Raw genomic sequence first — 25,638 nt, forward strand, 5'->3', positions numbered from 1 at the left:
GGGATGCTGGGGAGTGTTTGGGATTGATCCAGTCATCTCTGGATGGTGAGGCGTGTGAGTGGGTAGATAGGTGATCACGCGGGAGCAGGGTTTGTGGATTGTAGAAGAGTGGGCGCGTATGGTTGGGATTAGTCGGCGTGTTGCTGTGAGTAATGCGGAAACCATCCGTTTCAATATTCTTTTGATTTCTTTGGGGCCGGTTGTTGGTGCAGGTTGTTTGAAACAGCCGGGCGGTGGTTTGCTGATTGTGATGATGCTGCGACTTTTTAGGGATGACAATGTCTGTATTGCCTTTTTTAATGATTGAAACGGGCCAGCCGTTGCCATCGGTGAGGCGCTATGGGTGTTTCCCGCACTGGATTCGTGTTGCTTCGGGGTTGGCTGAGTCGCAAACGGTTGCGGTGAATGTGGAAGCGGGTGAGAGGTTGCCGGCACGTGAGGGGTTCGCTGGGGCGCTGATCAGTGGTTCGGCAGCGTTTGTTACGGATCGTGCTGATTGGAGTGAGCGTACTGCGGAGTGGTTATGTGAAGCTGCTTACGCTGGGATGCCGTTATTCGGTATTTGTTATGGACATCAATTGTTGGCGCACGCGCTTGGTGGGGAGGTGGCATGTAATCCGGCTGGGCGTGAATCTGGGACGATTCAGTTGGAATTGCATCCGGTTGCGTTTGATGATCCGTTGTTTGCAAATTTACCAAGGCACTTTTCGGCACATGCCACTCATGTGCAGACGGTATTGCGTGCGCCTGAGGGGGCGGTGGTGTTGGCACGCTCGGTGCAGGATCAGTGTCAGGCGTTCCGATGGGGGAAGAGTAGTTGGGGCGTGCAGTTCCATCCGGAATTCGCAACGCATCATATGCGTGGTTATGTGATTGCGCGTGCCCAGTGTTTGCAGCGTCAAGGGCAGTGTCCGCGTCGTATTGCGCGTCAAGTCAGTGCGGCGCCGGTGGCGCGTCAGGTGTTGCGGCGCTTTGTGCGTTATGCACGTCGCGCCGTTTAAGAGGGAGGTTGGGCACCGCTGTTGTGTTCATCGTAGTGTGGGGTTTCAGTGTTTCAGGAGTGGATGGTTTTCTGGGATGTTGGGGTCTCTGGATGGGGCATCTTTGGTTTGAGGTGCGCAGCAGTTCTAAAGTGTGTGGGCACTCTCCAGGAGTGGTTAGCTGCGGCGAAATATCTTGTATTCCGAAGCCGTCTCTATCTGTGCTATCTGGAAAGGGTGATAATCGTCGCAATGTGCTGCGTCTTCTGGCACGGTATTGGAGTCGTAAGTCAATGAGTGAAATCCTTAAAGTCCCGGCGAAGGCTGGTGCGCAATGGTTGTGGGCTGGCTTTGCATTGCTGTGGCGTGCGCCGTTGCGTTTGGGGGGGCTTGGCCTGTTGTGGGGCATGTTTTCCTCATTGCTGATGCTGGTGGGCTTCAAGTGGCCAAGCGTGCTGTATTACGTGCTGTTTCTGATGTTTCTAGTCACCCCACTACTGACGGGGGGAGTGCTGTGGGCGTTACGCGAGGTGGATCAGGGGCGTACTGCGCGCCCGGGAGATTTATTGCAGGGGTTGTACGATGGACGGGTACCGCAGTTGCTGATGGCGTTGTTGCCGCAATTGCTAGCGCTGGTTGTTACATTTCTAGTGATTCACTATAGCTCTTTGCAAGGCTTTTCCAAGTTTCTTGGGGATTTAATGACCATGCATCAGCCAGGTGCGCAGATCAATCCGGAGGCAATCTATCAATCATATGTTGATCTGCCTATGCCACTTATTCGGCTGTGGTTGCTGTTTTTGTGCGTGATCTTCGTGGTGGTGGCGATGACCTTGTTTGTGATGCCGCCGCAGGTGATGTTCCAGCGTGATAATGGGTTACATGCGTTAAAGCTGAGTTTGTATGCTTGCTTGCGCAATCTTCCAGCGTTATTGGTGTTTGCTGTGTTGGCCTGCATCGTGACGATTGTGGTGTTTGTTATCGTATCTTTTATCGCAATTGTTCCTGCAGCATTCATTGCAGCTGTACTAGGTCGCGGCGATGAAGTGTTTTTTATTAATTTTATTCATCAAGTAGTGATGCAGCTGCTTTGGATGCCGGTGTTCATTCCCGTCTTTAACGGGGCGGTGTACGCGGCGTGGAAACAGATGCTTGCTCACGACGCGTTGCCGTCGTCGCCTGATGAGGTGTTGGCTGCTTAGTAGGCTTGGGGAGTAAATGTGGGGGCGTGCTGTTGCACGTCCAACGTTGGTGATGCCTCAAGCCTCAAACCGTTTTCGGGCGGGTGACCGCCCAGGCGGCAACAATGCCAAGCTCGTAGAGGAGGCACATCGGTATTGCGAGCATGAGTTGCGAGACAACATCCGGTGGTGTCAGTACTGCTGCAAAGATGAAGATGGCAACGATCGCATAACCGCGGCTTTCACGCAGTTGGGTTGGTTTGACCCAGTGCAGTACGGTCAAAATCACCATGGCCACTGGAAGTTCAAAGCTGGCACCGAAGGCGAAGAAGATGGCTAGTACGAAGTCCAGGTAAGCGCCAGCGTCTGGGGTCAGCTGGATGACGTCTGGTTTGAACGTGGTCAGGAAATGGAAGACTGCGGGCAACACCAGGAAGTAGGCGAATGCGCAACCGATATAAAACAACACGACGGCTGAGATCAGCAAAGGGAGTGCGAGTCGTTTTTCGCGCTGATACAAACCTGGTGCGATAAACGCCCATCCCTGGTACAACACCCAGGGCATGGCGATGAATAGGCCCAGAAAGAAAGTCAATTTCAGTGGTGCAAACACCGCTCCGGCAGGTTGGGTGGAGATCACGCTCTGTCCAGCGGGTAATTGCGAGATGATCGGTGTCGCCAACCAACGGTAAAAGACTTTTGAGAATGGCAGCAGCGCGCTGACCACCAAGCCAAGACCGATCAACATCCGTATCAGGCGTGCACGTAGTTCTATCAAGTGCTCAATCAGGCTACTTTCGCTCTCTAAATTGTCCGATGAGGTCACTGCGATTTTTCCTGGCCATTGTTGCCATGGGTGCTTGTACTTGGGGGGGGCACATGGACGTGATGGACGGCGGTGCTCGGTTCCAATGTGTTGGTGTCGTGATCGGGGTGAATGTCGCGTTTTGTCTGCTCGTGCAGTATGGATATGGAGTTCTGGATATCCATATCTTGTTGGTTGCTTTGTAACTGCGCTTGGGCGTCGTGTATCACCTGCTGTGCATTTTGCAGGTTGCGCTTCAGTGCTTCGGCTTCTAACTCCCGTTCCAATTCTTGTTTGATGGATTCCCACTGTGTGCGTGCGCGGCGAACCAACAAACCAGCAAAGCGGGCTGCCTTGGGTAAGCGTTCTGGACCTAAAACAACCAGGGCGACTACAGCGATCAGAAGTAGTTCGCTAAAACCGATATCGAACAAGGTAAATAGCCCGCGTCTCAGTGCTTACCATGATCCTGTTGGGGTCCGGAAGCGGTGCTCTGGGAAGTGCTGCCAAGCTGATCGGTCGGTTTGTCGTCTTCGTGTAGGCTTTTTTTGAACTCTTTAATGGCGCTTCCAATATCTTTGGCGCCATTGGCAAGTCGCTTGGTGCCGAACACCAACAGGACGATGACAAGCACGACCAGCCAGTGTAGGAGGCTGAAGCTGCCCATGATTTGCTCGCTATTGCCTGGGAAAAGGGAGAATCAGCATACCTGAACAAACCGACATCTGTAAGGATGGACGTTTAGTGGTGATCGAGAGATTCGGTGTGGATGCCATCTTCGGAGACTGGCTGGAAGCCTTGTTGTGCTGGGATTGCGGCGGTTGCCTCGGATTGAATCGGGGTCGTCATGGCTTCCTGGGTTGCCTTGGCCGATGGTGTCACTCTCACTGTTGTGCCAGGCCTGGGTGTGCTGGTGTGCTGGTTCCATCCACTTTGTTTTGTGGTGTTATTACGGTTATTGCGTGCTGTATAAGTGACTTCCTCCAGGCGATCACGGAACGCGATCACATCGCTGGAGGGAGGTTCGGCGGTTCGGCCTTCGAAAATCATACGTGGAGTGGTGCCTTTGCCATAAACGTCAAGGTTGGCACTGTCGTCGATTTGAAGTGCCGCTCCGTCTAGAGCGATACCAGCAAACAAGCCGCGGGCTGTTGACCAAGAGTAGATCTCGGCCTTTAGCTCGCTATCGGTCGCTGCCAACGCATTACGCCCAACGGGACCTGCGGCCACGCTGGCATCTGCGCCAAGAGTAAATTTTCCGTTAACGATGTTATCCAAGTTGCGGTCATTGCGGAACACGAGTACCACGTCGGAAGATTGCACGCCGGCTTGAAGGCCGATGCTGCCGCCGGTCAGTTTCACAAATACGGGCTGAGACCATGTGTTTTGTGGTGTCTTGATCGACATGAGGCCTTGGCCACGGCGTCCGCCAATGATGAAGCCCACTTTGAGCGTGTCGGGAATGATGACGATCGCACGTGCTTCTTCTAGCAGTTTGTCTGGAATGGTTTGCTCTGGGATTTTCTGAAGCTCGGTCAGCACGCGTAGCGCATTGCGAGCGCGCTGGTCTTCTTCCGGGCCGGCGAACGCGTGGCCAGCAGCAAGAGCAAGCGACAGCAGCATGGTTAAGTATGGTAGGCGAGGCATGGCAACAGACTCCTAGAGTGATTCGAGTGCGGAATGTCAACTCCCCATTACAACTCAAACTGTTATCCGTGTGCTGAATCGGTAATGAGTGTGACTACGTTCCTTGTGTTATCGGTATGACTTGCCGATTTGCATGCGGCAAGTGAGGTCACGTTGAGTCACAATAGCACATATGAATCACACTTCTGATACTGCTTTACTGATTGTTAATCTTGGTACTCCTGAGGCGCCGACTGCGGCGGCGGTGCGCCGTTATCTGGGCGAATTCCTGAGTGATCGCCGCGTGGTATCCATTCCGCCGTTGTTTTGGAAGCCATTGCTGCATATGGTGATTTTGCCGATTCGCGGCCCGCGTTCAGCCAGCAAATACGCCAAAGTGTGGTTGCAGGAAGGCTCTCCCCTCAGTGTGTATACCCGCCGTATTGCTGAAGGGCTGACGCAACATCTGCCTGATTGGCGTGTGGCTTGGGCGATGCGTTACGGTGCTCCAGCATTGACAAAGGCGCTAGATGCGCTGCAAGCGCAGCAGGTACGCCGCATCGTGATACTGCCGTTATATCCTCAATATTCGACCACCACCACGGCCTCAGTACAGGATGTGGTGGAAGCGTGGTGTAAGCGTACTCCCCAAGTGCAGGTTGAATGCATTCAAGACTATGCCGAGGACCCAGCGTGGGTCGCTGCGGTGGCTGCTTCGATCCGTAGGCATTGGCAAGCACATGGCCGCAGTGAGAAGTTGATGTTCTCTTTCCATGGACTGCCGCAGCGTGTGGCCAATAACGGTGATCCCTATCCGCAGCGCTGCCAGGTGAGTGCGTCTTTGATTGCCGCAGCATTGAATTTGAATGAGAGTGAGTGGGTGCTCGGTTATCAGTCGCGCTTTGGTGCTGAGCGTTGGTTACAACCATATGCTGAGCCAACGCTCTGGGCGCTTGCTGAGTCTGGCATACGTCGCTTTGATCTTGTCTGCCCAGGTTTTTCCGTTGATTGCCTGGAAACATTGGAGGAAGTGGCGCTCGGTTTTTCAGAAACGCTGGCAGCGCGTGGTGCAACGATGCGCTACATTCCCTGTCTCAATGATGACCCTGCACATGTGCAGGCGTTGGCTGGACTGGCGCAACGTGCGTTGCCGTGAATGCAGCAGCGTTCTCAGTGCATTGCCCTGTGTTGTAGTGCAGCGTTGCCAATGCTGCATTTTAGTGCATTTGATGTTGCGGCTGATCAGGGGATGTGCCGAGTGATTTTGTCGTAGAGAAAACTCTCTGCGAGCGCGTCTGCATTGACTGTATCGGCAGCAGAAACAGCACTCTGAGTGATGGTGCTTCAGTCCACAGGCGGTGAGTGTGGATCGCGGTTGCGCCAGTGCAGCCGTTAGAGTTTGCTTGCAGAGCCAGTGATTCAAACCATTGAGGGTATTAAGTAAAGGGGAAGAGTGTGTTTTGAAGGGGGTGTTGTGTAGGTGTCGTGTCGTTTATTCGGTTTGCAGCAAGCGGCGCAGTTGTGCTTTTAGTATCCGTCCTTTGAGATGGAAATAGTCCCGTTCTTCCCGCCATAGGGGGAAGCGGCATTCGACCTCCCGCCAGAATGCCGGCGAGTGGTTAGCTTGGATCAGGTGGCACAATTCATGCACTACCACATATTCGAATGCGGAGGGGCGACCGAGCACCAGTGCCAGATCCAGTGCCATGTGGCCGTCTGTGGCAAGCGACCCCCATTGCGATGACATGGGTTTTAGGCGTACCCGGGTCGGTGGACGTGGCAGGCCTGGTAGGTATTTTCGCAGCCAGTCACTGATGTCCACACGTGCTTGCACTTCGTAAAATTCTTTGAGTGTGCGGCGTAGTGTGTTGTCGTTGGTGTGTGTTGTTATATAAAACTGTAGGCCATGTGCATCCAATTCCAGCCGTGTGTAGCGGCTCTCGTGCCAATGCAGGGGGAGTTGTTGATCGCGTAGCGGTAGGGTTGTGGTTTCGCCGCGACGCAGCGGTATCGTTGCCGTACCGCTGGCATAGCGAGCTATTTGTGTTTCGATCCAGGCGCGCTGTTCAAGCAAAAAACGGGTGCCAGCGTCCAGGCTGGCGCATGGTGGCAGGGTCAGGCGTACACCGCGCTCATCGACGCTTAGCTTAATGCGACGCGCACGCGGATTGCGGACGCACAACACGTTAATTTTACATCCTTGTGTCTGCAACGGGATGTTGTCATGTTCGAACTGATTTGTAGGGGGCATCAGGCAAGATGAGTCTGCAAAGAGTACTCCAAGCATAACGTTGGTCAGGGCATAGACGTTACTGCATTTAGTTGTTTGCTTTGCTCAACTTCAGCGGAACTTCTAATAGGAGAAACAGTCGCCGTATTTCGGCACTCATCAACGCAAAGCGCGCATCAAGTTCAGCACGGATTCCATCGGTGTCACTGTGTTCGAGCTGGTCCAACATGCCGTCGAGGAATTTTAGTTTGCGGATCACCAGATCGTCACCGAGTACAAATGAAACGTGGTCGTCGAGTATGAGTGCCAGTTTGCTTACTTGCTTGCCAACTTCTAAGTGTTTGTCAATTTCTTCGCAGCGTAGCGCTTGGTGCTGGCACTTGATGATTGCACCGCCTTCGGTGGCATCCTTCATTTCGCACTCATCACCCAGGTTGAGGTGTTCGGGCAGTGGCTCGCCAGCAATCCAGCTCGTCAGCATGGAGCGTATTGAAATCTCGGCGTTGAGCGGCAGTGCTGGAAAGCTGCCAAGCAAGTCGCGGATCTCGCTGATGACGGTTTCAGCGGCTTTGCGGCTTGCGGTATCTACGGCCACGTAGCCGTAACGTAGATCAAGCATTGCATCAATGCGGGAGTTTTTAACGAAAGCGCGTGGTAGCAGTTCGTGGATTAAATCGTCTTTGATGCGTTTGCGTTCACGTCCGCCTGGAGGGTGGCCTTTCTTTTCCTCAATCTCGCTGCATTTACGCGTCAGCAGGTCGTTAACGACTGAAGCAGGCAGGATTTTGTCTTCACTGCCGACGGTCAACCACAGAAAGTCGCCTTGACGTTGGTTGAGTACTTCCTGCTCTTCACGCCCAAAGGGGGAGATAAATCCACGTGATGTCATTTCCAATGGGCCAACCGGTCGCAACCGTGCGTTGGGTAGTATGCTGTCGATCTGTGAGAAATCTAGTGACGTTGGGAAGCGAAACAAGGTCAGATTACGAAAGAACATTGTGTGTCCGGATGGAAATGGAAAGGGGAATAGGCGCTCTATGGAGCCGTGTCGTTGGCGAGGTCCCCAGCCAGCCAAGCGTGTGCATTAGGCAATGGGGTGTTGCTATGTCGACCCAATGCCAGGAAGTCGAATAGGGATTGGTCGGCTAATTGTGAGGGGCGAATATTGCCCAGTGCACGTGCGATTTGTTCTATTCGGCCTGGATATTCTTTTTCCCATGCTTTGAGCATCACTCCCACTTGTTTGCGTTGCAGGTTTTCTTGGCTGCCACATAAATTGCAGGGAATGATCGGGAATTCACGTGCATCGGCGTAAGCAATGATGTCGGTTTCGCTCACGTAAGCCAGTGGGCGAATCACGACATGTTTGCCATTATCACTGCGTAGCTTCGGTGGCATCCCTGATAGCTTGGCGTGGTGAAAAAGATTCATAAAGAATGTTGCAACCATATCGTCGCGGTGGTGGCCCAACGCGATTTTGGTGAAGCCTTGTGTTTCCGCATAGGCGTACAGTGCTCCGCGGCGCATCCGCGAGCAGAGCGCGCATAGGGTTTTACCTTCGGGGACGACACGAGTCACGACCGAATAGGTGTCTTGCTCAATGATATGGTAGGGCACGCCAATGCTGCTTAAGTATTCTGGCAGGACGTGTTTGGGAAAGCCGGGTTGCTTTTGGTCCAAATTGACTGCGGTCAGTTCGAACGGCACCGGGGCTTTTGCACGCAGTTGCAACAACATGTCCAGCAGGGTGTAGCTATCTTTGCCGCCGGACAAGCAGACCATGATCTTATCGTTGGCTTCGATCATGCCGAAGTCAGCGATGGCTTGACCCACTTGACGGCGTAGGCGCTTGGCAAGCTTGCATTGTTCACGGCGTATCCTGCCTGGAGCAGGTCTGGCGGTGATGTTGTGTTGAGAGGGGAAGGTCGCATCCATAGGGCGCTCATTGTAGCTGGCCCCGGTCGGCGCGCTCACTGATGAGTGCCTTACAGTTACTTTCTATGTGGAAGGTGATCGAATGTCGGTTTGAGTTGCCATTACAGTGGTAAAGCCGTATTTGATGTGCAGGTATACGATCCGGGCCTGCAGCTGTTGTATCAATGAAAAATACATTTGCAATCATGATCGATTTCTTATCGCATTAAATCTTGAGCGTTGTTCAAGATTCAATGCGAGTTGCTGATCTATGTCAGGTGTGTTGTTGCACGTGATATCTGCGTATTGGTTTGCTGGTTTATTGATGTCGTACTCGGTGTTCATTGGATGAACATGTCATCGGGTTCGCTGATGCCGTGCTCCAGTGTTTGTGTTAGCGGCTTAAGCTGAGTTTAATGATTAAGTCGTGCTTGGATGTTCATCAAGGTGATGGGAGCAGTAACTACACAGGAGTGATGTTGCGGCAATTCATTTCCGTAATCCGTAAGGGAGGGATATACAAATGAAAAACGGACTAAGTGGAATAGCACTGAATGTATAGGATTTCCACAATCATTCATTAGTGAGGTGGCGATTAAAAAAAGAAGTAGAAGTATCGGTGCAGCAGATATCGAATGTAAATGTAATAGTGAAATAAGCTAACAACAGACAAGCGTCTGTCTTTAGCTTCCAGTGTTTTAGTGAGTTAGTCCGACTGAGTCTTTGTGTGGGCCAGAGACGTGCTCGGTGGCACCAGTGCATCACTGGATATGCGTCATGTTTGTAGCTGTGATCAATCACTTGGCGATTGCTGTGATAAGGCTGGCTGATCTTGCTGCGGTATTGATTTGGCCCACGCGATCTGTGCGTGGCGTCGTTTGATAGTTAGATGATGATGTGCGCAGGTGCATTGATTCGGTCGATCACGCTGCGTTTTGTGTTGTGGGAAATATGCCGCCCGAGCAGAAGGAGGGGCGACAATTCGATTTCCATCCAGGTGCTACAACGCGGTGCCCTAAAAAGATTCTGTGTTGTTGAACATACCTACGCGTAGGTCTTTGGCGAAATATATCTCACGATTATCTACCAACATCCGGGCATTAGCCTGACCAATGACCAGTGTGCGGTTGATGATTTTGGTCATCTCTACTTCGTAACGCACCAATTTTGCGTTTGGCAGTACTTGACCTGTGAACTTGACTTCGCCACAGCCCAATGCACGACCGTATCCGGGGGTTGCGCCGCTCCATGTTAGAAAAAAACCGGTGAGTTGCCACATGGCGTCCAGGCCGAGACAGCCAGGCATCACTGGGTCACCGAGGAAATGACAACCGAAGAACCACAAGTCTGGCCGAATATCAAGTTCCGCATTGACGATACCCTTACCGTGTGAGCCGCCGTCTGCATAAATTTCGGTGATTCTGTCAAACATCAGCATTGGATCATTCGGCAGGCGGGCGTTGCTGTGACTGAAGAGTTCGCCACGCGCGGTTGCCAGCAGTTCTTCGCGTGAATACGCATGTTGCCGGGACATCAAAATTCCTGCGTCTAGCCCATAAAGGGAAGTAAGCGTACCTGAGCAATGCGGATGCAATCAAACATGACGATGTGTATTTCAGCTGTGATGTGATGTGGCGGGTGAAAATTGTCTGGTTTGAGTGTTGCAATGAACGTTTTTTGCCATAGGGAACGCAAGTGTGGGCAGTGCATTTGGCATTTAATGCCGCGGTGTTACGTTGTGAATGAAAGATGCCTTGAAATGAGGTGTTCTTGCAGATGTGTTGTATTTGGCAACGCATAGATGGCACTACAGGAGGGGGCGATGCAGTGTGTTTTGTGATGTTTTGAGCAGGTATTTTGGTGGCTTCCGCTCCATTCCGATGTTTCGTGGTACATCGGTGTTGTTGTCGGTGTGATGGTTTTGCAACAGCGTTCCATAGGTGATGTCGAGGGGTGTTGGTCTCTGCGATGTCGTGTTGCTGCGGTGTATGGTCTGAGTTAGCCCGCTATCGGCATACATAGTGTTTTACGTTTTCCTGTTTCGGTAATGCTACTTGTGGAGTGCTGGCGTGGTTGGCGTCATTGTTCAGTGGTGGTTGCGTTGCGTTTCCAATGGGGAAAGGGCATGTTTCCCGTGCTCAGGCCGTTGTTGTCAGTATTCTTCAGTGTTATGCCTGCTTTGAGTCGCTGTCGTGTTTTCCCAATGAGTACGTTATTGCTCGTTTATTGGGAGCAGGTAGTACAGATCTGTGATGTGGACTTATGTTTGGCTATTTCCTCGGATGGAGGAGTCAGCAAGGTGCATGTTTTTTAAGCGCTATTTGCGCATTAATCGCATTGAGATATTTTAAACAATGGGATTGATGGTCATTTGTGTGAAATGCCGTAATGGGATGCCATCGCGTGTTGGCCACGGTGATACGGCTATTGGCTGCGATGGTGTCGTGCGCGTGGCGATGCTGTTGGTTGGAAGAGCCGTCGTTTGGGAACATCGTGCTCGTGGTGTGCTCTGCCTCAGCTTTGATCTACGATGTGTTTCACTGAAGCCCCAATGGGCTGGCTTCATAAAAAAAACAGGGATGGTGTATGGAATTCCAGAGATTATTTGTTTGGTGACGGGGGGTGTAGATCAGGTGCCAAGCGGGCGACCGTGTCACCGATCATGATGACGCGGTCGCTGGGTGTTTCTGCCCGCCCGCCCTGCGTGATGCAGGGCGGATCATGTGTATATCACCAGATCACGACTTGCTGATCATTATGGCGAACCATTGCGTCGCCTGGTTTGCAATTGAATGCTTCGGCGAAGCTGGGCATATTCGAGGGCGGGCCGATCGTACGGAAATGCGGCGGGGCATGTGGATCGGTTTTCAGTCGCATTGCCTGCTCTTCTGGGGTGTATTGTGCACGCCACACTGTTGCCCAGTTATAGAAGAAACGTTGCTCGCGGGTAATACCGTCGGTTTTTGGGTCCGCTTGACCGGCGGTAGCGTTCTTCATGGCGTCGTAGGCTGTATTTAGCCCTCCCAAATCGGCAATGTTCTCGCCCAAGGTCAGTGAGCCGTTGACTTGTTTACCGTCCTCAGTGCGGTAGCTGTTGAACTGGGTGACCAGTTTTGTGGTACGTGCCGAGAACGCTTTGGCATCGGCTTTGGTCCACCATTGCTCGAACTTGCCTGTTGGTCCAAAGCGGCTGCCTTGGTCATCGTAGCCGTGGGTCATTTCATGGCCGATCACTGCCACGATGCCACCGTAGTTGCTTTCCAATGGCGCGTCCGGATCGAAGAACGGTGGTTGCAGGATAGCGGCTGGGAACACGATCTCGTTTTTTTGCGGGTCGTAATAGGCATTGACCATTTGTGGCGGCATCCCCCATTCAGTCTTGTCTACAGGTTTGCCGATCTTGGAGAGGTTCCATGTGTAGTTGAATTGCTGTGCAGTCAGTACATTGCCTAGATAACTGTCGCGGCTGGTGTGGAGGTTATCCCAGGATCGCCATTGATCTGGGTAACCGATCTTAGCTGTGAAGCTTTCCCACTTGGCCAGTGCTTTGGATTTAGTGGCTGGACTCATCCAGTCCAGCTTCTCAATGCGTGCTTTGAGTGCGGTACGCAACTGGGCGACCAATGCTTCCATCTTGACTTTGGATTCAGTGGGGAAGGCGGCCTTGACATAAAGTTGGCCTAGGGCTTCACCCGTTTGCTCATTGATGGTGTTCAACACTCGTTTCCAGCGTGGTTTGATTTCTTTCTGCCCGCGCATGGTGTTGTTCCAGAATGCGAAGTGTTCATCCACGAATGGCCGACTCAGGTAGGGCGAGGCTTTATCGACGGTATGGAAGCGTAGATAGGCGCGCCATATGGTGACGTCGGTATCAGCCAGCATCCGGTCTAGTTCTTTGTGGAACGCTGGAATCGCCAGCGAGAACATGTCTGGTAGTGGCACGCCTTGGGCCTTGAATGCTTCAGTCCATGACCAGTGTGGAGTGAGTTTGTTTGCCTGGGTTGGGGTGACTGGGTTGTAGTGCAGCGTCACGTCACGTGCGATTTGTTGTGTTGTTTTGGAGACCTTAGCCAAACGCGTTTCAAACGCGATGATCTTATCGGCGTGTTTGGCAGCATCGGCGGCAGCCATTCCGGATAATTCCAATACCTTGGCGATATGTGCTTTGTAGGCGAGGAGTTTGTCTTTGTTGGCTGGTTTGGTGTAGTACTCCGGATCTGGAAGGCCCAGTCCGCTTTGACTGATGTAGGCGATGTTGCGGGTGGGGTCCTTGAAATCGGGGTATGCGCTGAGCGTGAATAGCTCGCCCTGTCCTTTGGCAGCTGTGCTGCGTAGGTAATTCACCAAGGTGTCCTGGTTGGTGATGGCATCGATTGCAGCCAAGTCCGTTTTCAGTGGGTCTATGCCTTGGGTTTCGATCTTGGCCTCGTCCATGCCAGTGTTCCATAGGTCGCTGAGGATCTTCTTGATGCCGCTGCTTTGAGGGTCGGCGGCGGCGTGTTCGATCAGTTGACGCTGGATCGCATTAGAGCGTTCGTCCAGCATTTGGAATGCGCCCCAGCTCGTGCGGTCGCTAGGTACAGGGTTGGCTTTCAGCCAGTTGCCATTGACATAGGTGTGCAGGTCAGTGCATGGGTTGCCGGTCGGATCTAGATCCGATGCGGTGAAACGGATGACGGGCGGTAGCGTGGAGAGATCAATGTCGTTGGTGTTTGTCTTGGGTGTTGGATTGGGCGTGGGGATCGCCACCGGTGCTGGTGCGTTACGGTTGCAACTTGCAAGAGTCATAGCAACAGCGAGGGAGAGAGGCAACCATTGATATTTATGTGGCATTTCGAGAGTTCCAATGGTAGAGGAGATGGTTTTGTATAGTAGAACTGTAAACAGTATGAATATGGTGTGTCACGATTGGTTGTTGGTGTCTCTACTCTACATTTAGCAAGCGATAACGAGGTGTCAGGCTCCGGCAGGGTATGCCGTTGTTTTGTATCTTCGTATGTGGTTGTTGCAAGTTCTTTTTATGAGTGAGTTGTCGATGTTGCTCATCTTCTTTTCCGAACTAGGGTGGGAGAGCAGGAGTTGCTTTGATGATGTTCGTCCTCATTGCGTTGTGTTGTGGGTTGCTTGGTCGTGATCGTCATTGTTCTATGTGGTGGAGACGATGACTGGTGATGCTGGAGGTTGCCGTGCAGGTGCTGTCAGTACGGGATGTGTTTATACCTGGCACCGGTTGTGTCTTGGAGCGTGTCGCGGCGGGGGGAGTTGCATTGTGTGCTGTGGTGCGTATTGATCTTCGGTCGTTTTGATGATTTTAGGTGCACATGTATTGCATTGTGTATGCGTGTTTTTGGACTGGATTGTCTAAGACATCGTCCAATGTGCTGCGTGCAATATTGCATCGCTGGGGTGTGTATTTTCTGCTAGCAGGATTGATTCAAGTAGCACCCCTGTGCGGCGATCTGATCTTGTTGACGATGCAAGGTGTGGTGTCTACGTGTATTCGGGTTTATTCCGTGTCTGCTTTAGGTGGGTATGTGTGCGACTCATGGGATGGTTGTTCATGGTAGGAGGCTTATTAGGATGGCCCGTGGTCGGTTAAAGTAGCCCGATGCACGATCAGATCATTCCATGTGGGATGCTCGTCGCCATCGAGGGGATTGATGGTGCCGGAAAGACCACGTTAGCTCGGAGTTTGGCGCTTAAGTTACGAGGTGTCGGGTTGGAAACGGTGGTCAGTAAGGAGCCGACCAACGGTCCATGGGGCACGCTGTTGCGGCAGTCTGCTGTGACCGGGCGTTTTTCCCCCGAGGAGGAGGTTGATGTGTTGTTGCGTGATCGTCGCCAGCATGTTGAAGATCTTATTGTTCCGATGATCGGCCGTGGTGCGGTGGTGATCTTGGACCGCTATTTCCCGTCGATGGTGGCTTATCAGGGCGCTGCCGGGTTACCAGTGGATGCTTTGCTTGAGGCCAATGCGTTTGCTCCACGTCCGGATGTTCTGTTGTTGCTGGATGTGCCGCCAGTGATTGGTTTGCAGCGTATCTGGGAGCGGGGGAGCACGCCAAATCACTTTGAAACTACGGAAAATCTGTCGCGTTGCCGTGACATTTTCCTAGCATTGGAACTGCCATCTAAACGGGTGATTGATGCAACGGCCAATGCTGAAACGGTGTTCTCTGCGGCACTGGGCTTGGTGATGGAGGTATTGCGGGTGCGTCTGGGCGCATTAGGTGCGGTGGTGTTGGAGCGTCTTGCTGGCTAAGGTGTGTGATGTTGTAGGGGCATCGTTCTAAATAAACAACGTATCAGAGGTAGGTGTGTTGTTGGATGCGCGTGTTGACAGCTTAGGTCTATCAATGGGTGCGCTAATGGCATGACATGCTTGAAGCGCTGCGGATTGGTGGGTTGACAGTAGCCGTGTTTCATCAAGGAGAACCGTTATGTGCAACGGGATATGAGCCGTCGCTCTATCGAGCAATATGCAGGAACAGCCGCAAAAGCAGCCGTCAGCGAGTCCAATGCCCGATCGTGCTGTTATCACGCTGCTGCACATGTGGTGTGGCTGTGCAGCTGATGCGTGAATGAGCCAGGAAAATTTCGAGCGATGCGTATTTGCTAGTGTGTAGCGTCAAGTATCTGCTTGCGTGGATCGCATGATCACATCATGCAGTGTCTGTTAGGTACGGTGGTGCGTTTGAGTGGTGCGTTTGATTGGAAGATTTTGTTTGTGTTTGTTGGGAATATCAAAAAACGGTCTGTCTTTTCCAGGAGGTGTTTAAGGGGTTCATGGTGAGGATCGAATGTCGGTGATGTGCATGGGAGCGTGTGTTGTCACGGAGATGCGACGATCAATTCAGTGATTTGATCATCAGCTCCAAGATGTTGTGGCCTTTCTCTTTTTGAACTAAGCGTGCTGGTATCGGGAGACCGGGGATAATCCAGGCGCTGATTTCATTATCGCCATCCGTGCGGGAAACCTTGGTTGCCTGCTGGGTTTTACCGTTAACGGTGATCTCTTCTTTGCCGACGACGGTGTAGGTCATTGGCTTTATTTTCCCGCCATCAACCAGGCGGTAATTCAGCAGTTGCTTGCCGGCTTGTACGTCGCGGACGATGGCCAGGTTGATGAGGAGTCCGTCCATATCACCTTCTTTGAGGGCCACAGGGCCGCGTCGATCGGCTTTGATGTCGCCGCTCCAGGTTGCTTGGAGGGTATCCCAGTCGTATTTGGCTTGTATTTTGCGTTTTTTGACCAGCAGCGTTGCAACATCATCATTGCTGAGTGGGCGCAATGTGCTGTTTTTTTCATTGAATATGGTGCTTTGAGTCAAGTTGACCAGTTGATTCTGGATGTGCAGGGTATAGCGCCATTGGTTGTTATCAATCATCGCCAGGGTCATGGTGCTGTTGGCCTGCAGACCCATGTAACTGGCTTGGTATTCGATCTTAAATGGTTGCATTGCCAATGTTGGTAGGCTGATAAGTGCCAGGCCGATAGCAGTCAGGGTGCATAGGATCCGGGGGAGTGTCATGGTTCAAGTCCCTTGGTAATCAATGAGGCGTAGATCGGTTTCTTCTTCACTATTTTTACGTTGCAGGATGCGTATCGGGGTCGGTACGCCATTAGCGATCCAGAGGATGGTTTGGTTCTTGCCGCTGTTGATCTGATGGATGCGTAGTGCGTCGTAACTCAGGTCGCCGACTTGCAACGGTTCTGTGGTATCGGCCGTGCGGTAGTCATACTGTCGTATCTTGCCGACATCAATGCAGCGGTAGCTGAGTGTGCGGTTGGGCATGGCGTCGCGTATCAGGGACAGGTTCAGTAATAGGATGCTTTGGTCGCCAGGTAGAAGTTGGATGGGGTGGTGCTGTTCTTTCTTCAAGTCCCCAGACCATTGGGCTGTGCCAGCATTCCAGTCGTAGACTCCTTTCACTCTTTTGCCGAATAACAATGCTTTTTTCACCGTGGTTTGGCTGAGTGGGACGTAGACGCCATTGTGAATCTCAAAGACGGTGTTTTGTTCAATGTTCAGACCAAGCACGCTGGCGAAGCCGCGTCGCCCACGTATTATTAGGTTCACTTGCCACACGTTGTTGCTTTTGTTGTGGATGACTTTCATGACTGCGTCGCCGGCTTCTTCACCGTGGTAGAAGACGCGATAGGAGGCTACGAATGGTTGCAGTGGTAGTGTCTTCCATTCAGCGGAAGGTAATGTTTCCGGTGTGGGTGGAGCGGGTGAGGATCCCTGTTCCTGGAGTGGTGTGGCAGTGGATGTTGGGATGTCCTTGACTGGTGGCACGGTGATGTTCGGTGCCGATTGTGTGATGGCTGGTGCGATTGCGATCAGTAGTGCTGTCAGGCACAGAGGCACGGGCGACAGGAAGCGTTTCATACGTGGCGCAGTCCGGTGGTAATAAAAGAATGTTCCAGTGGATGTCCCGATGTGGTGTGCATGGTCAACGGGTGAGAGTTCCCTGTGAATCTAGGCGCAGTGGTGTAAACAGGTACTGAGTGTCTAATTGCGGTGTTGGTCCGTCGACCGTCAGGCGACCGTTTGCAAGTAGTTCCAAGGTGGCGACGAGCAGTGGATGTTCGCGTACTAGCACGCGTTTGGCCAACGTTTCGGCGGTGTCATTGGTAAGGATGGGAACTACTGCCTGGGCCAGTACCGTTCCAGCATCTAGTTCCGGTATAACAAGATGGACGCTGGCACCGTGTTCGGTGTCGCCTGCTGCCAGTGCGCGTGCATGCGTGTTTAAGCCGCGGTGTTTGGGAAGCAGTGAGGGGTGGATGTTAAGGATTCGCTTGGGGAAGCGTTCTATAAATGCTGCGCTGAGGATGCGCATGTAGCCTGCGCATACGACCCAGTGTGGTGTTACGGCGGCGATCGCTGCGCTGAGCGTTGTGTCGAAGCTGATGCGATCAGGGGAGTCGTGTGGATCTGCACTCCAACGGTGCCTAGGTAACACTTTGGTGAGTGCGGGTGCGTCGGGGCGATCGGAAAAAACTCCAACCACTTCGGCATGCAGTCGGTCGGTCGCGATGGCATCAAGGATGGCTTGCAGATTGCTGCCACGTCCTGAGGCCAGGATGGCGAGGCGTAAAGGGGAGGAGGGTGAGGTCAAACAGTGGATTTCCTGAGTTAGGGTAAAGGGCAAGAGTAGCCAAGTATGGTTGGTAGTGTGCCAGTGTGTGTCCAGTAAGGGCTTTGCTGGTTGTTGCAGTCACTAAGGCAGCAATGCAATGGCTTGAGGCAACTTCAGCTGCGTTGATGCAGGGGAACGCAAGCAGGTATGGATGAGTACCGTTGGTGTGACGATCAGCATTATTTTAGTGCAAGCAAGATCACGTGTTGTTGTGAGGTAGGGATGAGGTCGATGCTGAGGCAGCAGGGATACCGCAGTGGTGTGTGGTGTGGATGTCTCTGTTGTTGTCACTTCAGCCGATGTGTACCCGCTCATTGTCAACAGGGGTAACGACCCGGCCTATCTGCCAGTGTGCCAAGCCTTGGTTGTCAAGTGCTTGTCCCAGGGGGGCTACCTGGTTGGGTGTGGCGACTAATACGAAGCCGATGCCACAGTTAAAAGTGCGCCACATTTCGGTATCGGCTAGCGCGCCTTCGCGCTGTAGCCATTGGAACACGGGCGGTTGTGTCCACGCGTTGGCATCAATGCGCAAACCCAGGTTGGGTGGAATCACGCGGATGATGTTCTCTGTCAAGCCGCCGCCGGTGATGTGGGCCATTGCGTGGATTGCGTCGCTGTGGGTGTGTAGAAGTTTCAGTATTGGTTTGACGTATAACGCGGTGGGCGCCATTAATGTGTCGATTAGGCGGGTTCCGTGGATATCCAGGTCGGCAGGTGATCCGGCACGCTCATAGATACGTCGGATCAATGAATAGCCATTTGAGTGTGGACCTGAGGAGGCAATGCCGATGAGGACATCGTCTTCGCGTACTTGGCTGCCATCCAGGAGTTGAGATTTTTCGACAGCAGCGACACAGAAGCCTGCTAGATCGTATTCTCCGGGTGGATACATGTCTGGCATTTCGGCGGTTTCACCGCCGATCAGTGCGCAGCCGGATTGCTCGCAGCCTAGTGCGATACCGCTGATGACTGCCGTGGCGGTGTCTATATCAAGTTTGCCGGTTGCAAAGTAGTCCAGGAAGAACAAGGGTTCGGCGCCCTGTACCAGGACGTCGTTAACGCACATCGCTACTAAATCAATGCCGATCGTATTGTGTCGGTTCAGTTGCTGTGCCAACTTCAATTTGGTGCCAACTCCGTCCGTTCCGGAGACCAACACAGGTTCTTTGTATTTGCCTGCTAGGTTGAACAATGCACCAAAGCCTCCCAGTCCACTCATGACTTCGGGCCGGAAGGTGCGTTTCACCAACGGCTTGATCCGTTCGACAAGTGCATTACCAGCGTCGATGTCGACTCCGGCATCGCGATAGGTCAGTGGTGTCGTGCTGGGGGGGGGGGAGTTGTCACGGGGAGGCGGCAGCTTGATCGGAAATCCTTGGTAATGTTAACAGGGTGCATTGGCGGCAATGCCTTATTTCGGGCAACAATCTCTATTCTGCATATCCCATGCCATGGAATTATCAATGCGTTACCGTTTTTTTCTGTTCATTGCTTTGTGTGCTGTGCTGCCGGTCGTTCCGGCTGTGGCGCAACGTGCCCCGCACATTCAGAGCGATGTGGCCAAGGAGCAAAGTATTTATGAGGCCGAGGTGCCGGTGAATAGTCAGGGTGACAGTGACCGGAAAGCTGGTATTGCGCGTGCGCTGTCCATTGTGCTTGGCAAGGTGACAGGTGATCGCAGTCGCAATGCAAAGTTACGTCCTGAAGTGTCTCAAGCGTTGCGCGATGCGGCTGTTTTTGTCGATAGCTATGACTACCGTCAAGATCAAGGGAGCTCGCCTGGAGGTGCGCCGACGTCTCGTACCATGCTGACGGTGCACTTCCGGCCAGATGAGGTCAATGCTCTGGTTGGTGCGCTGGCGTTGCCGTTATGGCCGCAGCCTAGACCCAAGCCCGTGTTGTGGCTGGCTATTGATGATGGCAGTGGTCCGCGTTTGGTTGGGGTGCAGCAGTCCAGGGCGGTACGCAGTGTGCTCGATCGCGCAATTGAGCGTGGCTACAGGTTAGGTTTGCCGGCTGGAAGGTCGGAGGAGCAAGCCTTGGTGACTGCCATTTGGCGGCGTGATGTGAGTGCGGTGCTGAGCGCTTCGACCCGTTACACATCTTCGATGCAGCTGGTTGGTAAATTGTATCGTTCAGGGAATGGTTGGGCTGCGGATTGGATTTTTGTGGATGGTGGTGAGCAGGTGGCGAGTTGGTCCAGTAGCAATGCGGATGCGTTGCGGGTGATGGCCGATGGTGCTGATGGTGCTGCGGACGCTTTGGTCAAGCGTTATGCCAAGGTGCCGTTAACGGGGACACCGGGGGTCTATCGGGTTGGAATTAATGGTATCCGTAGTGCTGACGATTACTTGCGTGTGTCTGCTGCATTGCAGAGGGTTCCTGTGGTACGCAGCATGATTCCTGTGAAGGCGAGTGCTGAACGTCTGGAGGTGTATTTGGATTTGATGACGGGTATCACCGGTCTGAATCGCATGTTGGGTGGCGATAGTGCGTTGCAGCCGGTTGCTGCAGCCACGTTGGAGTCGCCACAGAGTGAAGGTGAGCTTGTGGAGTATGTTCTGAAATGATGTTTTCGCCTGAAGTTGAAATTGCCCGGTTTCTGCGTCGTTTGAAGTGGTACGTGTTGGTTGGGGGCGTCCTGTGGATGGCGTGGTTGCTCACTCCCGTGCTGATTCCATTTGTGCTGTCGGTTTTCCTGGGGTGGTTGGCAGATCCGTTGGTGAAAAGGGTTGAATGGGTGGGTGTTTCACGTGCTATGGCTGTCTGTTTCGTATTTTTTCTAGTCGTGCTGTTACTGGTGCTGGTGCTGATGATTTTTGTGCCTCTGATTGAGCGTCAAGTGGTGACGTTGATTAACACGTTTCCACAGATGCATGATTGGGTGGTGAATACCGTGATTCCCTGGGTCGAGCAAAAAACCGGGTCACAGTTGAGGACTTGGTTAGATCCAGAGCAAATGATCCAATGGATGCACAGTAATTGGGAGCAGGCGGGGGGCGTGGCCAGGGGGCTTTTCGGTTATGTGTCGCGCTCTGGTTTCGTCATGGTGACGTGGGTCATCAACTTAGCGCTGTTGCCAATTTTGAGCTTCTATTTTTTGCGGGATTGGGATAAGTGGGTTGAGCGCGTTGCGGCTGCGATTCCGCGCGCCTATATCGGTACCGTTAGCCGTTTGGCCACAGAGGCAAATGAGGTGCTTGGCGCTTTCATCCGTGGTCAGTTCCTTGTCATGCTGGCCTTAGGTGCGATTTATGCTGTTGGTTTGTCCTTGGTAGGGCTAAGGCTTGGTTTGTTGATTGGTTTGATTGCTGGGCTGATTAGTTTTATCCCGTATTTAGGTGCGATCACTGGCGTGGTCCTGGCACTCATTGCCGTCATCGTGCAGGTGCATGGGTTGGATCTGCAGTTGTTGGTTTTGGTGGGTGTTGTCTTTGGGGTTGGCCAGCTTCTGGAGAGTTATGTGCTGACTCCGCGGATTGTTGGCGACAAAATTGGTTTGCATCCTGTGGCAGTCATTTTTTCGGTGATGGCTGGCGGTCAGTTGTTCGGTTTCGTGGGTATGTTACTGGCGCTGCCTGTCGCTGCTGTGGTGAATGTGCTGTTGCGTTATGCGCATGAGCGTTATATCGAAAGTGAGTTTTATAAAGGTCAGTATTTGGCGGTCGCGTTGCATGAGTGTAAAAGCGATGAGAACTGTGATGGCAAAAAGGACGCGGTGTGAGTGTTTCGCAGCTTCCGCTGGCCTTGCGTTATTCTTCAGATCAGCGTTTTGAAACCTATCTGCACGCTCCCTCTGGTTTGATTGCGCAACTGCGTGCTCTGGTCGATCAGTGCTCACGGGAGTGGATCTATCTTGTGGGTGCTTCCGGGAGTGGTAAGACGCATTTGGCATTGGCGTTGTGTGCGGCTGCCGAGCAGGTCGGGCAGTCAGTGGCTTACTTGCCGCTACAGGTTGCCGTAGGGCGCTTACGCGATGCGTTGGAAGCGCTGGAAGGCTGTGTCTTGGTCGTGTTGGATGGTTTGCAGGCGATCGTTGGGATGCGTGAGGACGAGATTGCGTTATTCGACTTTCATAATCGCGCGCGTGCGGCTGGTATTACGTTGTTGTATACGGCCCGCGCTATCCCTGATGGGCTTGGGTTGACGTTGCCGGATTTGCGTTCACGTGTGGCGCAGTGCATCCGTATTGCGTTGCCTACGCTGGATGATGTCGGCCGTGCATCCGTGTTGCGTGAACGTGCGCAACGTCGCGGGCTGATGTTGGATGAGGCTGCAATTGAGTGGCTGTTGAGTCGTGGTGATCGTGATTTAGGCAGTTTGGTGATGTTGCTGGAAAGGCTTGATCGTGAATCGCTAGCCACAAAGCGGCGCGTCACCATTCCGTTCTTGCGTCATGTGCTTGCCGAGGGTGGGGGTTGAGGTGCTTTGCTGTTGGGAGGTAGGGTCTTCTGAATCCAACTAATGAAGCCAGTGTCAGGGATTCATGTTGTGATTAAAGCGCTAACACGTTGTGAGTGGTGTGTCAGCGAAGGTCAGGCCAGTGGAGTATTGGAGTGATCCATACATTTTAGTGTTGGAAAATGAAGAAAATTTCATCTTTTTTAGAAGCGTGCTTCTGGTGATCTTAGCCATGTATCTAGTGCGTGCAGACGCTGCGGCGTACCAACGTCGGTCCATTGGCCGCGGTGGTGGGTGCCGTGGATGCGGCCGCTTCGCATGGCCGCACGCAACAGTGGCGCAAGCTTGAAGCGTGGTGGTTGTGCATGTGTGTCGGGCGTATCACCGATGATGTTCCGCCAGTCGGCCAGCAGTTGTGATCTGTAGATGCCAAGTCCGGCAAAAGTCAATGTAGGAATCCCAGGGGTGCGGTCGAGTACGCTGCTGTCTGCTTGTAATACAAAGTCGCCTTGTGGGTGATATTCAGGGTTGTTGACCAGCATGAGATGTGCATCGCCTACTGGTTCCGTCGGTAGGCGTGTGAGGTCGGCATCAGTCCATATGTCGCCGTTGATTGCGAGGAATGGTGCGTTGCCCAGCAGTGGTAGCGCGTGTAGCATGCCGCCACCAGTTTCCAGTGGCAGTGAGCCTTCGTTGCTGTAGAACAAGCGTAAGCCGAAACGTTGACCGTCTCCGAGGATCTCCGGGAATTGCTCGCTCAGCCAGGCGGTGTTGATCACAACTTCACTGATGCCCAACGCGGCGAGTTTGCGTAGGTTCCAGACGATCAATGGTTCACCGCCAGCACATAAGAGTGGCTTTGGCGTGTAGTTTGTTAGTGGACGCATGCGCTGACCGATGCCTGCGGCAAAGATCAGTGCTTTCATGTTGACTCCGTGATCATTCGTGCTGCCAGTGCTGGTTTGATGCGGTGCTCAATCAGTTCGGCCAATGGTGCGAGTGTTGGGTGGCGTGGCAGTATTTCTTCAAGATAGCTGATAAAGCGCGGTATGTTTTCTAAATACCAGGACTTACCGTCACGGTAATGGAGTCGGGCGAAGATACCTAGATTTTTTAGGTGTCGTTGTACGCCCATCCAGTCTGCATCGCGTAGAAAGTGCGGGAGTGTTTGTACTGGAATTTTGGCTGCGTTAGCGCGTGCGTGGTAGTGCGTCAGCCAGCGATCCACACGTGCCAGTGGCCAGCTCACCGAGGTATCTTTGAAGAGGCTCACTGGATCGTAGGCGACTGGGCCGACTGTACAGTCTTGGAAATCCAGAACCGTGACTCCATCGGTCGTTAGCATGAGGTTGCGTGGCATGAAATCCCGATGTACAAGCACACGCGGTTGTGTCAGTGCGTTATCCATCAGTTGCTGTTGTACTTGCTTCAGTGCGTCGAGGTCTGTGCGATTCAGTGTTAAGTTCAGGTGGCGGTATAGGAACCAGTCTTCGAACAAGCTGGCGTCGCGTTCTAGTAGTGCTGTGTTGAACCGGGGAAGGTCGTTTGGCGGAACAATGCACTGCAACGCGATCAGTTGGTCCAGTGCGGCGTCGAATAGGGTGTCGGCGTTGTCGGCGTCCAGGCGTTGGGCCAGCGTTGGTATGCCGAGGTCCTCCAGCAGTAAGAAGCCAGCTTCAAGGTCTTGTGCCAGTATGTGTGGGACACGCACGCCACCGCTGGTGAGTAGTGCATGTATACGTAGCCATTGGTGTGGATTTTCTAGATGTGGTGGGGCATCCATCAAAATATGGCTAAGGCCGTTGCTAGTGCTGCGCCAATAACTGCGGAATCCGGCGTCACTGGAAGCACGTTGTAGCGTTGCTGTCGAGTCTGCGAGTGTGGTACGGATCCATTGCAGGCGTTGTGTCGCACGTGTGGTATCAGAGAAGTCGGATGAGGTCATACGCAGCGTGAAATAATGGCCGACGGGTAATGAGTCAGTGTTAGATAGTAAGGTGCCTTTGTAGGCTTGCTCCGTATTTTTCATTGAATACTTGCGGAAGTATTCAAAAGTGGGACACCGTTAAGTCACTTGGCTGCTTGCCTGGGGGAGTATCAGGAAGGTGCAGTTTATGTCGATCATCAATGAGGTGTGTTGGGGTGTACATGTTATCCGACCATTGCATGATGTTTTGTTGATCCTATTTCCTTTTTATTTAATTTGATCGACTCTTCGTGTGCTTCGCCAAGGAATGTTTTGGTACGACAGAGAGTGACAGGGCATCGCTGTGTTGCGGTTCCAGGTTGTTTTGCATGGATTAGGATTTTTCCTACATTACTCTGTGGTTTTTACTGAAAGTATAAGAGGTGGTTTCAAGGTATTTTTTCCTCAGCCAGTAATGAATACTGGATCGGCTGGTAGAAATACTGGTACGAACTTTTAAATAAAATACTCAAGTCACTCTTAATGTAAGGGGCGTTGCCATGAAATCTTTCGCTATGAGATTGAAGTCTTTGTTGTTGTTGTTTGTCCTTGCTTTTACGGTACATGCGGCTAACAAGGTCGATATCAACACTGCTTCAGCGGAAGAAATGGATAAGGTATTGGTGAATATTGGCCCCTCTAAGGCCTCGGCCATCGTCAAGTACCGTGAGGAGAATGGTCCCTTCAAAAGTGTTGAGGAATTGGCGCTAGTCAAAGGAATCGGAATGAAGACGGTTGAACGGAATCGTGACCTGATTGAAATTGGCACCAGGATGGCACCTGCTAAACATGCCAAGGGAACGGAGCTGAAGTCGGTGGGAAAGCGGTAAGAGGCGCGGAAGGGATACGGTACGATGCATGATGCATGGCCGTTACCTTTCTAGGCAAGATGCCTGGAAGAGGCAAGATGCCGACATGGAATGTAACGTCGTCCGGTGGTTGCACTTGGATGTGCTCCCGGGCGTTTTTTCGCAAGAGTCAGACAGTGGATGTTTTTATCATGCTAATCATGTTGGGACTTTTCGTTACTGTCATGTTCGTGAGTTCATCCCCTACTGAAATAGATGTTATCCAGTAGATGGATGCTCTCCATTCGTTGGTTGTCCAAGGTGTGGAGACGGATATCATCGGCAACCCATCTACCTAACATGTCCGTATTGATTTCAAGCAGATATGAGATGTAGCAACGCTGTGATTGGCTGTTCCTTGAGAAGTCAAGATCGATGAGCGATCCTCAGATGGAACTACAAAAGCGTGTATTGGTTCGGATCGACAAGGCAATCTTTCCTTTGGTGCGTGTTTGCATACCAAAATGTTGCCTAATGGGTTGCTTGGTGTTGTAGCAGCGCTGTGATGTGGATTTACTGAGAAGTTGATGCGATTGAGTA

At 52.5% G+C, this 25,638-nt stretch carries 26 protein-coding genes; 10 read left to right on the forward strand and 16 right to left on the reverse strand.

Features of this window, described 5'->3' with window-relative positions; all coding sequences use genetic code 11:
• The first annotated feature begins 70 nt into the window (after window positions 1-70).
• The 3 genes from F7G16_RS04120 to F7G16_RS04130 all read left to right on the forward strand — a co-directional run bounded on the left by F7G16_RS04120 (window position 71) and on the right by F7G16_RS04130 (window position 2,182).
• Window positions 71-307, forward strand: a complete 237-nt coding sequence (locus F7G16_RS04120; RefSeq protein WP_012382707.1) for a hypothetical protein — start codon at window positions 71-73, stop codon at window positions 305-307.
• A complete protein-coding gene (locus tag F7G16_RS04125) occupies window positions 279-1,001 on the forward strand; it encodes a glutamine amidotransferase (protein WP_004088782.1) in 723 nt (240 codons plus the stop codon). Before F7G16_RS04120 ends, F7G16_RS04125 begins: the two co-directional genes overlap by 29 nt.
• A gap of 272 nt (window positions 1,002-1,273) precedes the next feature.
• Window positions 1,274-2,182, forward strand: a complete 909-nt coding sequence (locus tag F7G16_RS04130; RefSeq protein ID WP_004088776.1) for a BPSS1780 family membrane protein — start codon at window positions 1,274-1,276, stop codon at window positions 2,180-2,182.
• Window positions 2,183-2,246: 64 nt separating this feature from the next.
• Here F7G16_RS04130 and tatC read toward each other — a convergent pair whose 3' ends face one another.
• The 4 genes from tatC to F7G16_RS04150 all read right to left on the reverse strand — a co-directional run bounded on the left by tatC (window position 2,247) and on the right by F7G16_RS04150 (window position 4,613).
• Entirely contained in the window at window positions 2,247-2,987 is a 741-nt protein-coding gene (gene tatC / locus F7G16_RS04135; protein ID WP_011098169.1) for a twin-arginine translocase subunit TatC, read from the reverse strand.
• Window positions 2,984-3,400, reverse strand: coding sequence for a Sec-independent protein translocase protein TatB (gene tatB / locus F7G16_RS04140; RefSeq protein WP_004088772.1), 417 nt, complete (start codon window positions 3,398-3,400; stop codon window positions 2,984-2,986). The genes tatC and tatB overlap by 4 nt, the downstream gene beginning before the upstream one ends.
• Before the next feature lie 17 nt (window positions 3,401-3,417).
• Window positions 3,418-3,633: a twin-arginine translocase TatA/TatE family subunit gene (gene tatA, locus F7G16_RS04145; protein ID WP_004083544.1), complete on the reverse strand. Its 216-nt coding sequence runs from the start codon at window positions 3,631-3,633 to the stop codon at window positions 3,418-3,420.
• A 74-nt stretch (window positions 3,634-3,707) separates the two neighbouring features.
• Window positions 3,708-4,613, reverse strand: a complete 906-nt coding sequence (locus tag F7G16_RS04150) for a lipid-binding SYLF domain-containing protein (RefSeq protein WP_004088769.1) — start codon at window positions 4,611-4,613, stop codon at window positions 3,708-3,710.
• A gap of 172 nt (window positions 4,614-4,785) precedes the next feature.
• Between F7G16_RS04150 and hemH the strand changes: the two genes are divergently transcribed.
• Window positions 4,786-5,748 (forward strand): ferrochelatase, encoded by a 963-nt coding sequence (gene hemH / locus F7G16_RS04155; protein WP_004088767.1) that lies wholly within the window; start codon window positions 4,786-4,788, stop codon window positions 5,746-5,748.
• Window positions 5,749-6,084: 336 nt separating this feature from the next.
• Here the strand turns inward: hemH and F7G16_RS04160 are convergent, their stop codons facing one another.
• The 5 genes from F7G16_RS04160 to F7G16_RS04185 all read right to left on the reverse strand — a co-directional run bounded on the left by F7G16_RS04160 (window position 6,085) and on the right by F7G16_RS04185 (window position 13,569).
• Window positions 6,085-6,879, reverse strand: coding sequence for a YgjP family zinc-dependent metalloprotease (locus tag F7G16_RS04160; RefSeq protein ID WP_011098167.1), 795 nt, complete (start codon window positions 6,877-6,879; stop codon window positions 6,085-6,087).
• Between the two features lie 31 nt (window positions 6,880-6,910).
• Window positions 6,911-7,819, reverse strand: coding sequence for a recombination-associated protein RdgC (locus F7G16_RS04165; RefSeq protein ID WP_004088756.1), 909 nt, complete (start codon window positions 7,817-7,819; stop codon window positions 6,911-6,913).
• Between the two features lie 38 nt (window positions 7,820-7,857).
• Window positions 7,858-8,757, reverse strand: coding sequence for a tRNA 2-thiocytidine(32) synthetase TtcA (gene ttcA, locus F7G16_RS04170; RefSeq protein ID WP_004088754.1), 900 nt, complete (start codon window positions 8,755-8,757; stop codon window positions 7,858-7,860).
• 994 nt (window positions 8,758-9,751) lie between these two features.
• Window positions 9,752-10,270 (reverse strand): 3-hydroxyacyl-[acyl-carrier-protein] dehydratase FabA, encoded by a 519-nt coding sequence (gene fabA / locus F7G16_RS04175; RefSeq protein WP_004088753.1) that lies wholly within the window; start codon window positions 10,268-10,270, stop codon window positions 9,752-9,754.
• 1,196 nt (window positions 10,271-11,466) lie between these two features.
• Window positions 11,467-13,569, reverse strand: coding sequence for a M13 family metallopeptidase (locus F7G16_RS04185; RefSeq protein ID WP_004088742.1), 2,103 nt, complete (start codon window positions 13,567-13,569; stop codon window positions 11,467-11,469).
• Window positions 13,570-13,904: 335 nt separating this feature from the next.
• Between F7G16_RS04185 and F7G16_RS04190 the strand changes: the two genes are divergently transcribed.
• Together F7G16_RS04190 and tmk are read left to right on the forward strand one after the other, a co-directional pair.
• Window positions 13,905-14,042, forward strand: a complete 138-nt coding sequence (locus F7G16_RS04190) for a hypothetical protein (protein ID WP_012382706.1) — start codon at window positions 13,905-13,907, stop codon at window positions 14,040-14,042.
• A 302-nt stretch (window positions 14,043-14,344) separates the two neighbouring features.
• Window positions 14,345-14,998: a dTMP kinase gene (gene tmk / locus F7G16_RS04195; RefSeq protein ID WP_004088726.1), complete on the forward strand. Its 654-nt coding sequence runs from the start codon at window positions 14,345-14,347 to the stop codon at window positions 14,996-14,998.
• A gap of 586 nt (window positions 14,999-15,584) precedes the next feature.
• Here tmk and F7G16_RS04200 read toward each other — a convergent pair.
• From F7G16_RS04200 to purM, 5 genes are all read right to left on the reverse strand, one after another.
• Entirely contained in the window at window positions 15,585-16,268 is a 684-nt protein-coding gene (locus F7G16_RS04200; RefSeq protein WP_004088724.1) for a DUF3108 domain-containing protein, read from the reverse strand.
• A 3-nt stretch (window positions 16,269-16,271) separates the two neighbouring features.
• Window positions 16,272-17,129 (reverse strand): DUF3108 domain-containing protein, encoded by an 858-nt coding sequence (locus tag F7G16_RS04205; RefSeq protein ID WP_004088717.1) that lies wholly within the window; start codon window positions 17,127-17,129, stop codon window positions 16,272-16,274.
• Between the two features lie 64 nt (window positions 17,130-17,193).
• On the reverse strand, window positions 17,194-17,862 hold the full coding sequence (purN, locus tag F7G16_RS04210; protein ID WP_004088715.1) for a phosphoribosylglycinamide formyltransferase: 669 nt from the start codon (window positions 17,860-17,862) through the stop codon (window positions 17,194-17,196).
• A 102-nt stretch (window positions 17,863-17,964) separates the two neighbouring features.
• Window positions 17,965-18,198, reverse strand: coding sequence for a hypothetical protein (locus F7G16_RS04215; RefSeq protein WP_004088714.1), 234 nt, complete (start codon window positions 18,196-18,198; stop codon window positions 17,965-17,967).
• Window positions 18,176-19,198 carry a phosphoribosylformylglycinamidine cyclo-ligase gene (gene purM, locus F7G16_RS04220; RefSeq protein WP_038231838.1) on the reverse strand — a complete coding sequence of 341 codons (1,023 nt, stop codon included), beginning with the start codon at window positions 19,196-19,198 and terminating at the stop codon, window positions 18,176-18,178. Before purM ends, F7G16_RS04215 begins: the two co-directional genes overlap by 23 nt.
• Before the next feature lie 91 nt (window positions 19,199-19,289).
• Between purM and F7G16_RS04225 the strand changes: the two genes are divergently transcribed.
• The 3 genes from F7G16_RS04225 to hda are packed head-to-tail and all read left to right on the forward strand — an operon-like array spanning window position 19,290 to window position 22,305.
• Window positions 19,290-20,453, forward strand: a complete 1,164-nt coding sequence (locus F7G16_RS04225; protein ID WP_061278149.1) for a DUF2066 domain-containing protein — start codon at window positions 19,290-19,292, stop codon at window positions 20,451-20,453.
• Window positions 20,450-21,607, forward strand: a complete 1,158-nt coding sequence (locus tag F7G16_RS04230; RefSeq protein WP_004088707.1) for an AI-2E family transporter — start codon at window positions 20,450-20,452, stop codon at window positions 21,605-21,607. The genes F7G16_RS04225 and F7G16_RS04230 overlap by 4 nt, the downstream gene beginning before the upstream one ends.
• Window positions 21,604-22,305 carry a DnaA regulatory inactivator Hda gene (gene hda, locus F7G16_RS04235; protein ID WP_004088706.1) on the forward strand — a complete coding sequence of 234 codons (702 nt, stop codon included), beginning with the start codon at window positions 21,604-21,606 and terminating at the stop codon, window positions 22,303-22,305. The genes F7G16_RS04230 and hda overlap by 4 nt, the downstream gene beginning before the upstream one ends.
• A gap of 182 nt (window positions 22,306-22,487) precedes the next feature.
• On the opposite strand, the gene murU is transcribed toward hda, so the two are convergent.
• Both murU and F7G16_RS04245 read right to left on the reverse strand, forming a co-directional pair.
• Entirely contained in the window at window positions 22,488-23,210 is a 723-nt protein-coding gene (gene murU, locus F7G16_RS04240; protein WP_004088705.1) for an N-acetylmuramate alpha-1-phosphate uridylyltransferase MurU, read from the reverse strand.
• On the reverse strand, window positions 23,207-24,229 hold the full coding sequence (locus F7G16_RS04245; RefSeq protein WP_011098161.1) for an aminoglycoside phosphotransferase family protein: 1,023 nt from the start codon (window positions 24,227-24,229) through the stop codon (window positions 23,207-23,209). The genes murU and F7G16_RS04245 overlap by 4 nt, the downstream gene beginning before the upstream one ends.
• Window positions 24,230-24,750: 521 nt before the next feature.
• Here F7G16_RS04245 and F7G16_RS04250 point away from each other — a divergent pair.
• Window positions 24,751-25,080 carry a ComEA family DNA-binding protein gene (locus F7G16_RS04250; RefSeq protein WP_004088703.1) on the forward strand — a complete coding sequence of 110 codons (330 nt, stop codon included), beginning with the start codon at window positions 24,751-24,753 and terminating at the stop codon, window positions 25,078-25,080.
• Window positions 25,081-25,638 lie beyond the last annotated feature (558 nt).

It is taken from the genome of Xylella fastidiosa (assembly GCF_011801475.1).
GTDB classification, from domain to species: Bacteria; Pseudomonadota; Gammaproteobacteria; order Xanthomonadales; family Xanthomonadaceae; genus Xylella; species Xylella fastidiosa.

What these genes read in the sequence shown, in the direction of transcription:
- F7G16_RS04215 (WP_004088714.1), bottom strand. Translation starts at nt 18,198, where the DNA reads ATGAGCGGGTACACATCGGCTGAAGTGACAACAACAGAGACATCCACA.
- F7G16_RS04160 (WP_011098167.1), bottom strand. Translation starts at nt 6,879, where the DNA reads ATGCTTGGAGTACTCTTTGCAGACTCATCTTGCCTGATGCCCCCTACA.
- F7G16_RS04130 (WP_004088776.1), top strand. Translation starts at nt 1,274, where the DNA reads ATGAGTGAAATCCTTAAAGTCCCGGCGAAGGCTGGTGCGCAATGGTTG.
- hemH (WP_004088767.1), top strand. Translation starts at nt 4,786, where the DNA reads ATGAATCACACTTCTGATACTGCTTTACTGATTGTTAATCTTGGTACT.
- F7G16_RS04245 (WP_011098161.1), bottom strand. Translation starts at nt 24,229, where the DNA reads ATGACCTCATCCGACTTCTCTGATACCACACGTGCGACACAACGCCTG.
- tmk (WP_004088726.1), top strand. Translation starts at nt 14,345, where the DNA reads ATGCACGATCAGATCATTCCATGTGGGATGCTCGTCGCCATCGAGGGG.
- F7G16_RS04225 (WP_061278149.1), top strand. Translation starts at nt 19,290, where the DNA reads ATGCCTTATTTCGGGCAACAATCTCTATTCTGCATATCCCATGCCATG.
- fabA (WP_004088753.1), bottom strand. Translation starts at nt 10,270, where the DNA reads ATGTCCCGGCAACATGCGTATTCACGCGAAGAACTGCTGGCAACCGCG.
- murU (WP_004088705.1), bottom strand. Translation starts at nt 23,210, where the DNA reads ATGAAAGCACTGATCTTTGCCGCAGGCATCGGTCAGCGCATGCGTCCA.
- tatA (WP_004083544.1), bottom strand. Translation starts at nt 3,633, where the DNA reads ATGGGCAGCTTCAGCCTCCTACACTGGCTGGTCGTGCTTGTCATCGTC.
- F7G16_RS04205 (WP_004088717.1), bottom strand. Translation starts at nt 17,129, where the DNA reads ATGAAACGCTTCCTGTCGCCCGTGCCTCTGTGCCTGACAGCACTACTG.
- F7G16_RS04185 (WP_004088742.1), bottom strand. Translation starts at nt 13,569, where the DNA reads ATGCCACATAAATATCAATGGTTGCCTCTCTCCCTCGCTGTTGCTATG.
- F7G16_RS04250 (WP_004088703.1), top strand. Translation starts at nt 24,751, where the DNA reads ATGAAATCTTTCGCTATGAGATTGAAGTCTTTGTTGTTGTTGTTTGTC.
- F7G16_RS04150 (WP_004088769.1), bottom strand. Translation starts at nt 4,613, where the DNA reads ATGCCTCGCCTACCATACTTAACCATGCTGCTGTCGCTTGCTCTTGCT.
- F7G16_RS04125 (WP_004088782.1), top strand. Translation starts at nt 279, where the DNA reads ATGTCTGTATTGCCTTTTTTAATGATTGAAACGGGCCAGCCGTTGCCA.
- ttcA (WP_004088754.1), bottom strand. Translation starts at nt 8,757, where the DNA reads ATGGATGCGACCTTCCCCTCTCAACACAACATCACCGCCAGACCTGCT.
- F7G16_RS04165 (WP_004088756.1), bottom strand. Translation starts at nt 7,819, where the DNA reads ATGTTCTTTCGTAATCTGACCTTGTTTCGCTTCCCAACGTCACTAGAT.
- F7G16_RS04230 (WP_004088707.1), top strand. Translation starts at nt 20,450, where the DNA reads ATGATGTTTTCGCCTGAAGTTGAAATTGCCCGGTTTCTGCGTCGTTTG.
- F7G16_RS04200 (WP_004088724.1), bottom strand. Translation starts at nt 16,268, where the DNA reads ATGACACTCCCCCGGATCCTATGCACCCTGACTGCTATCGGCCTGGCA.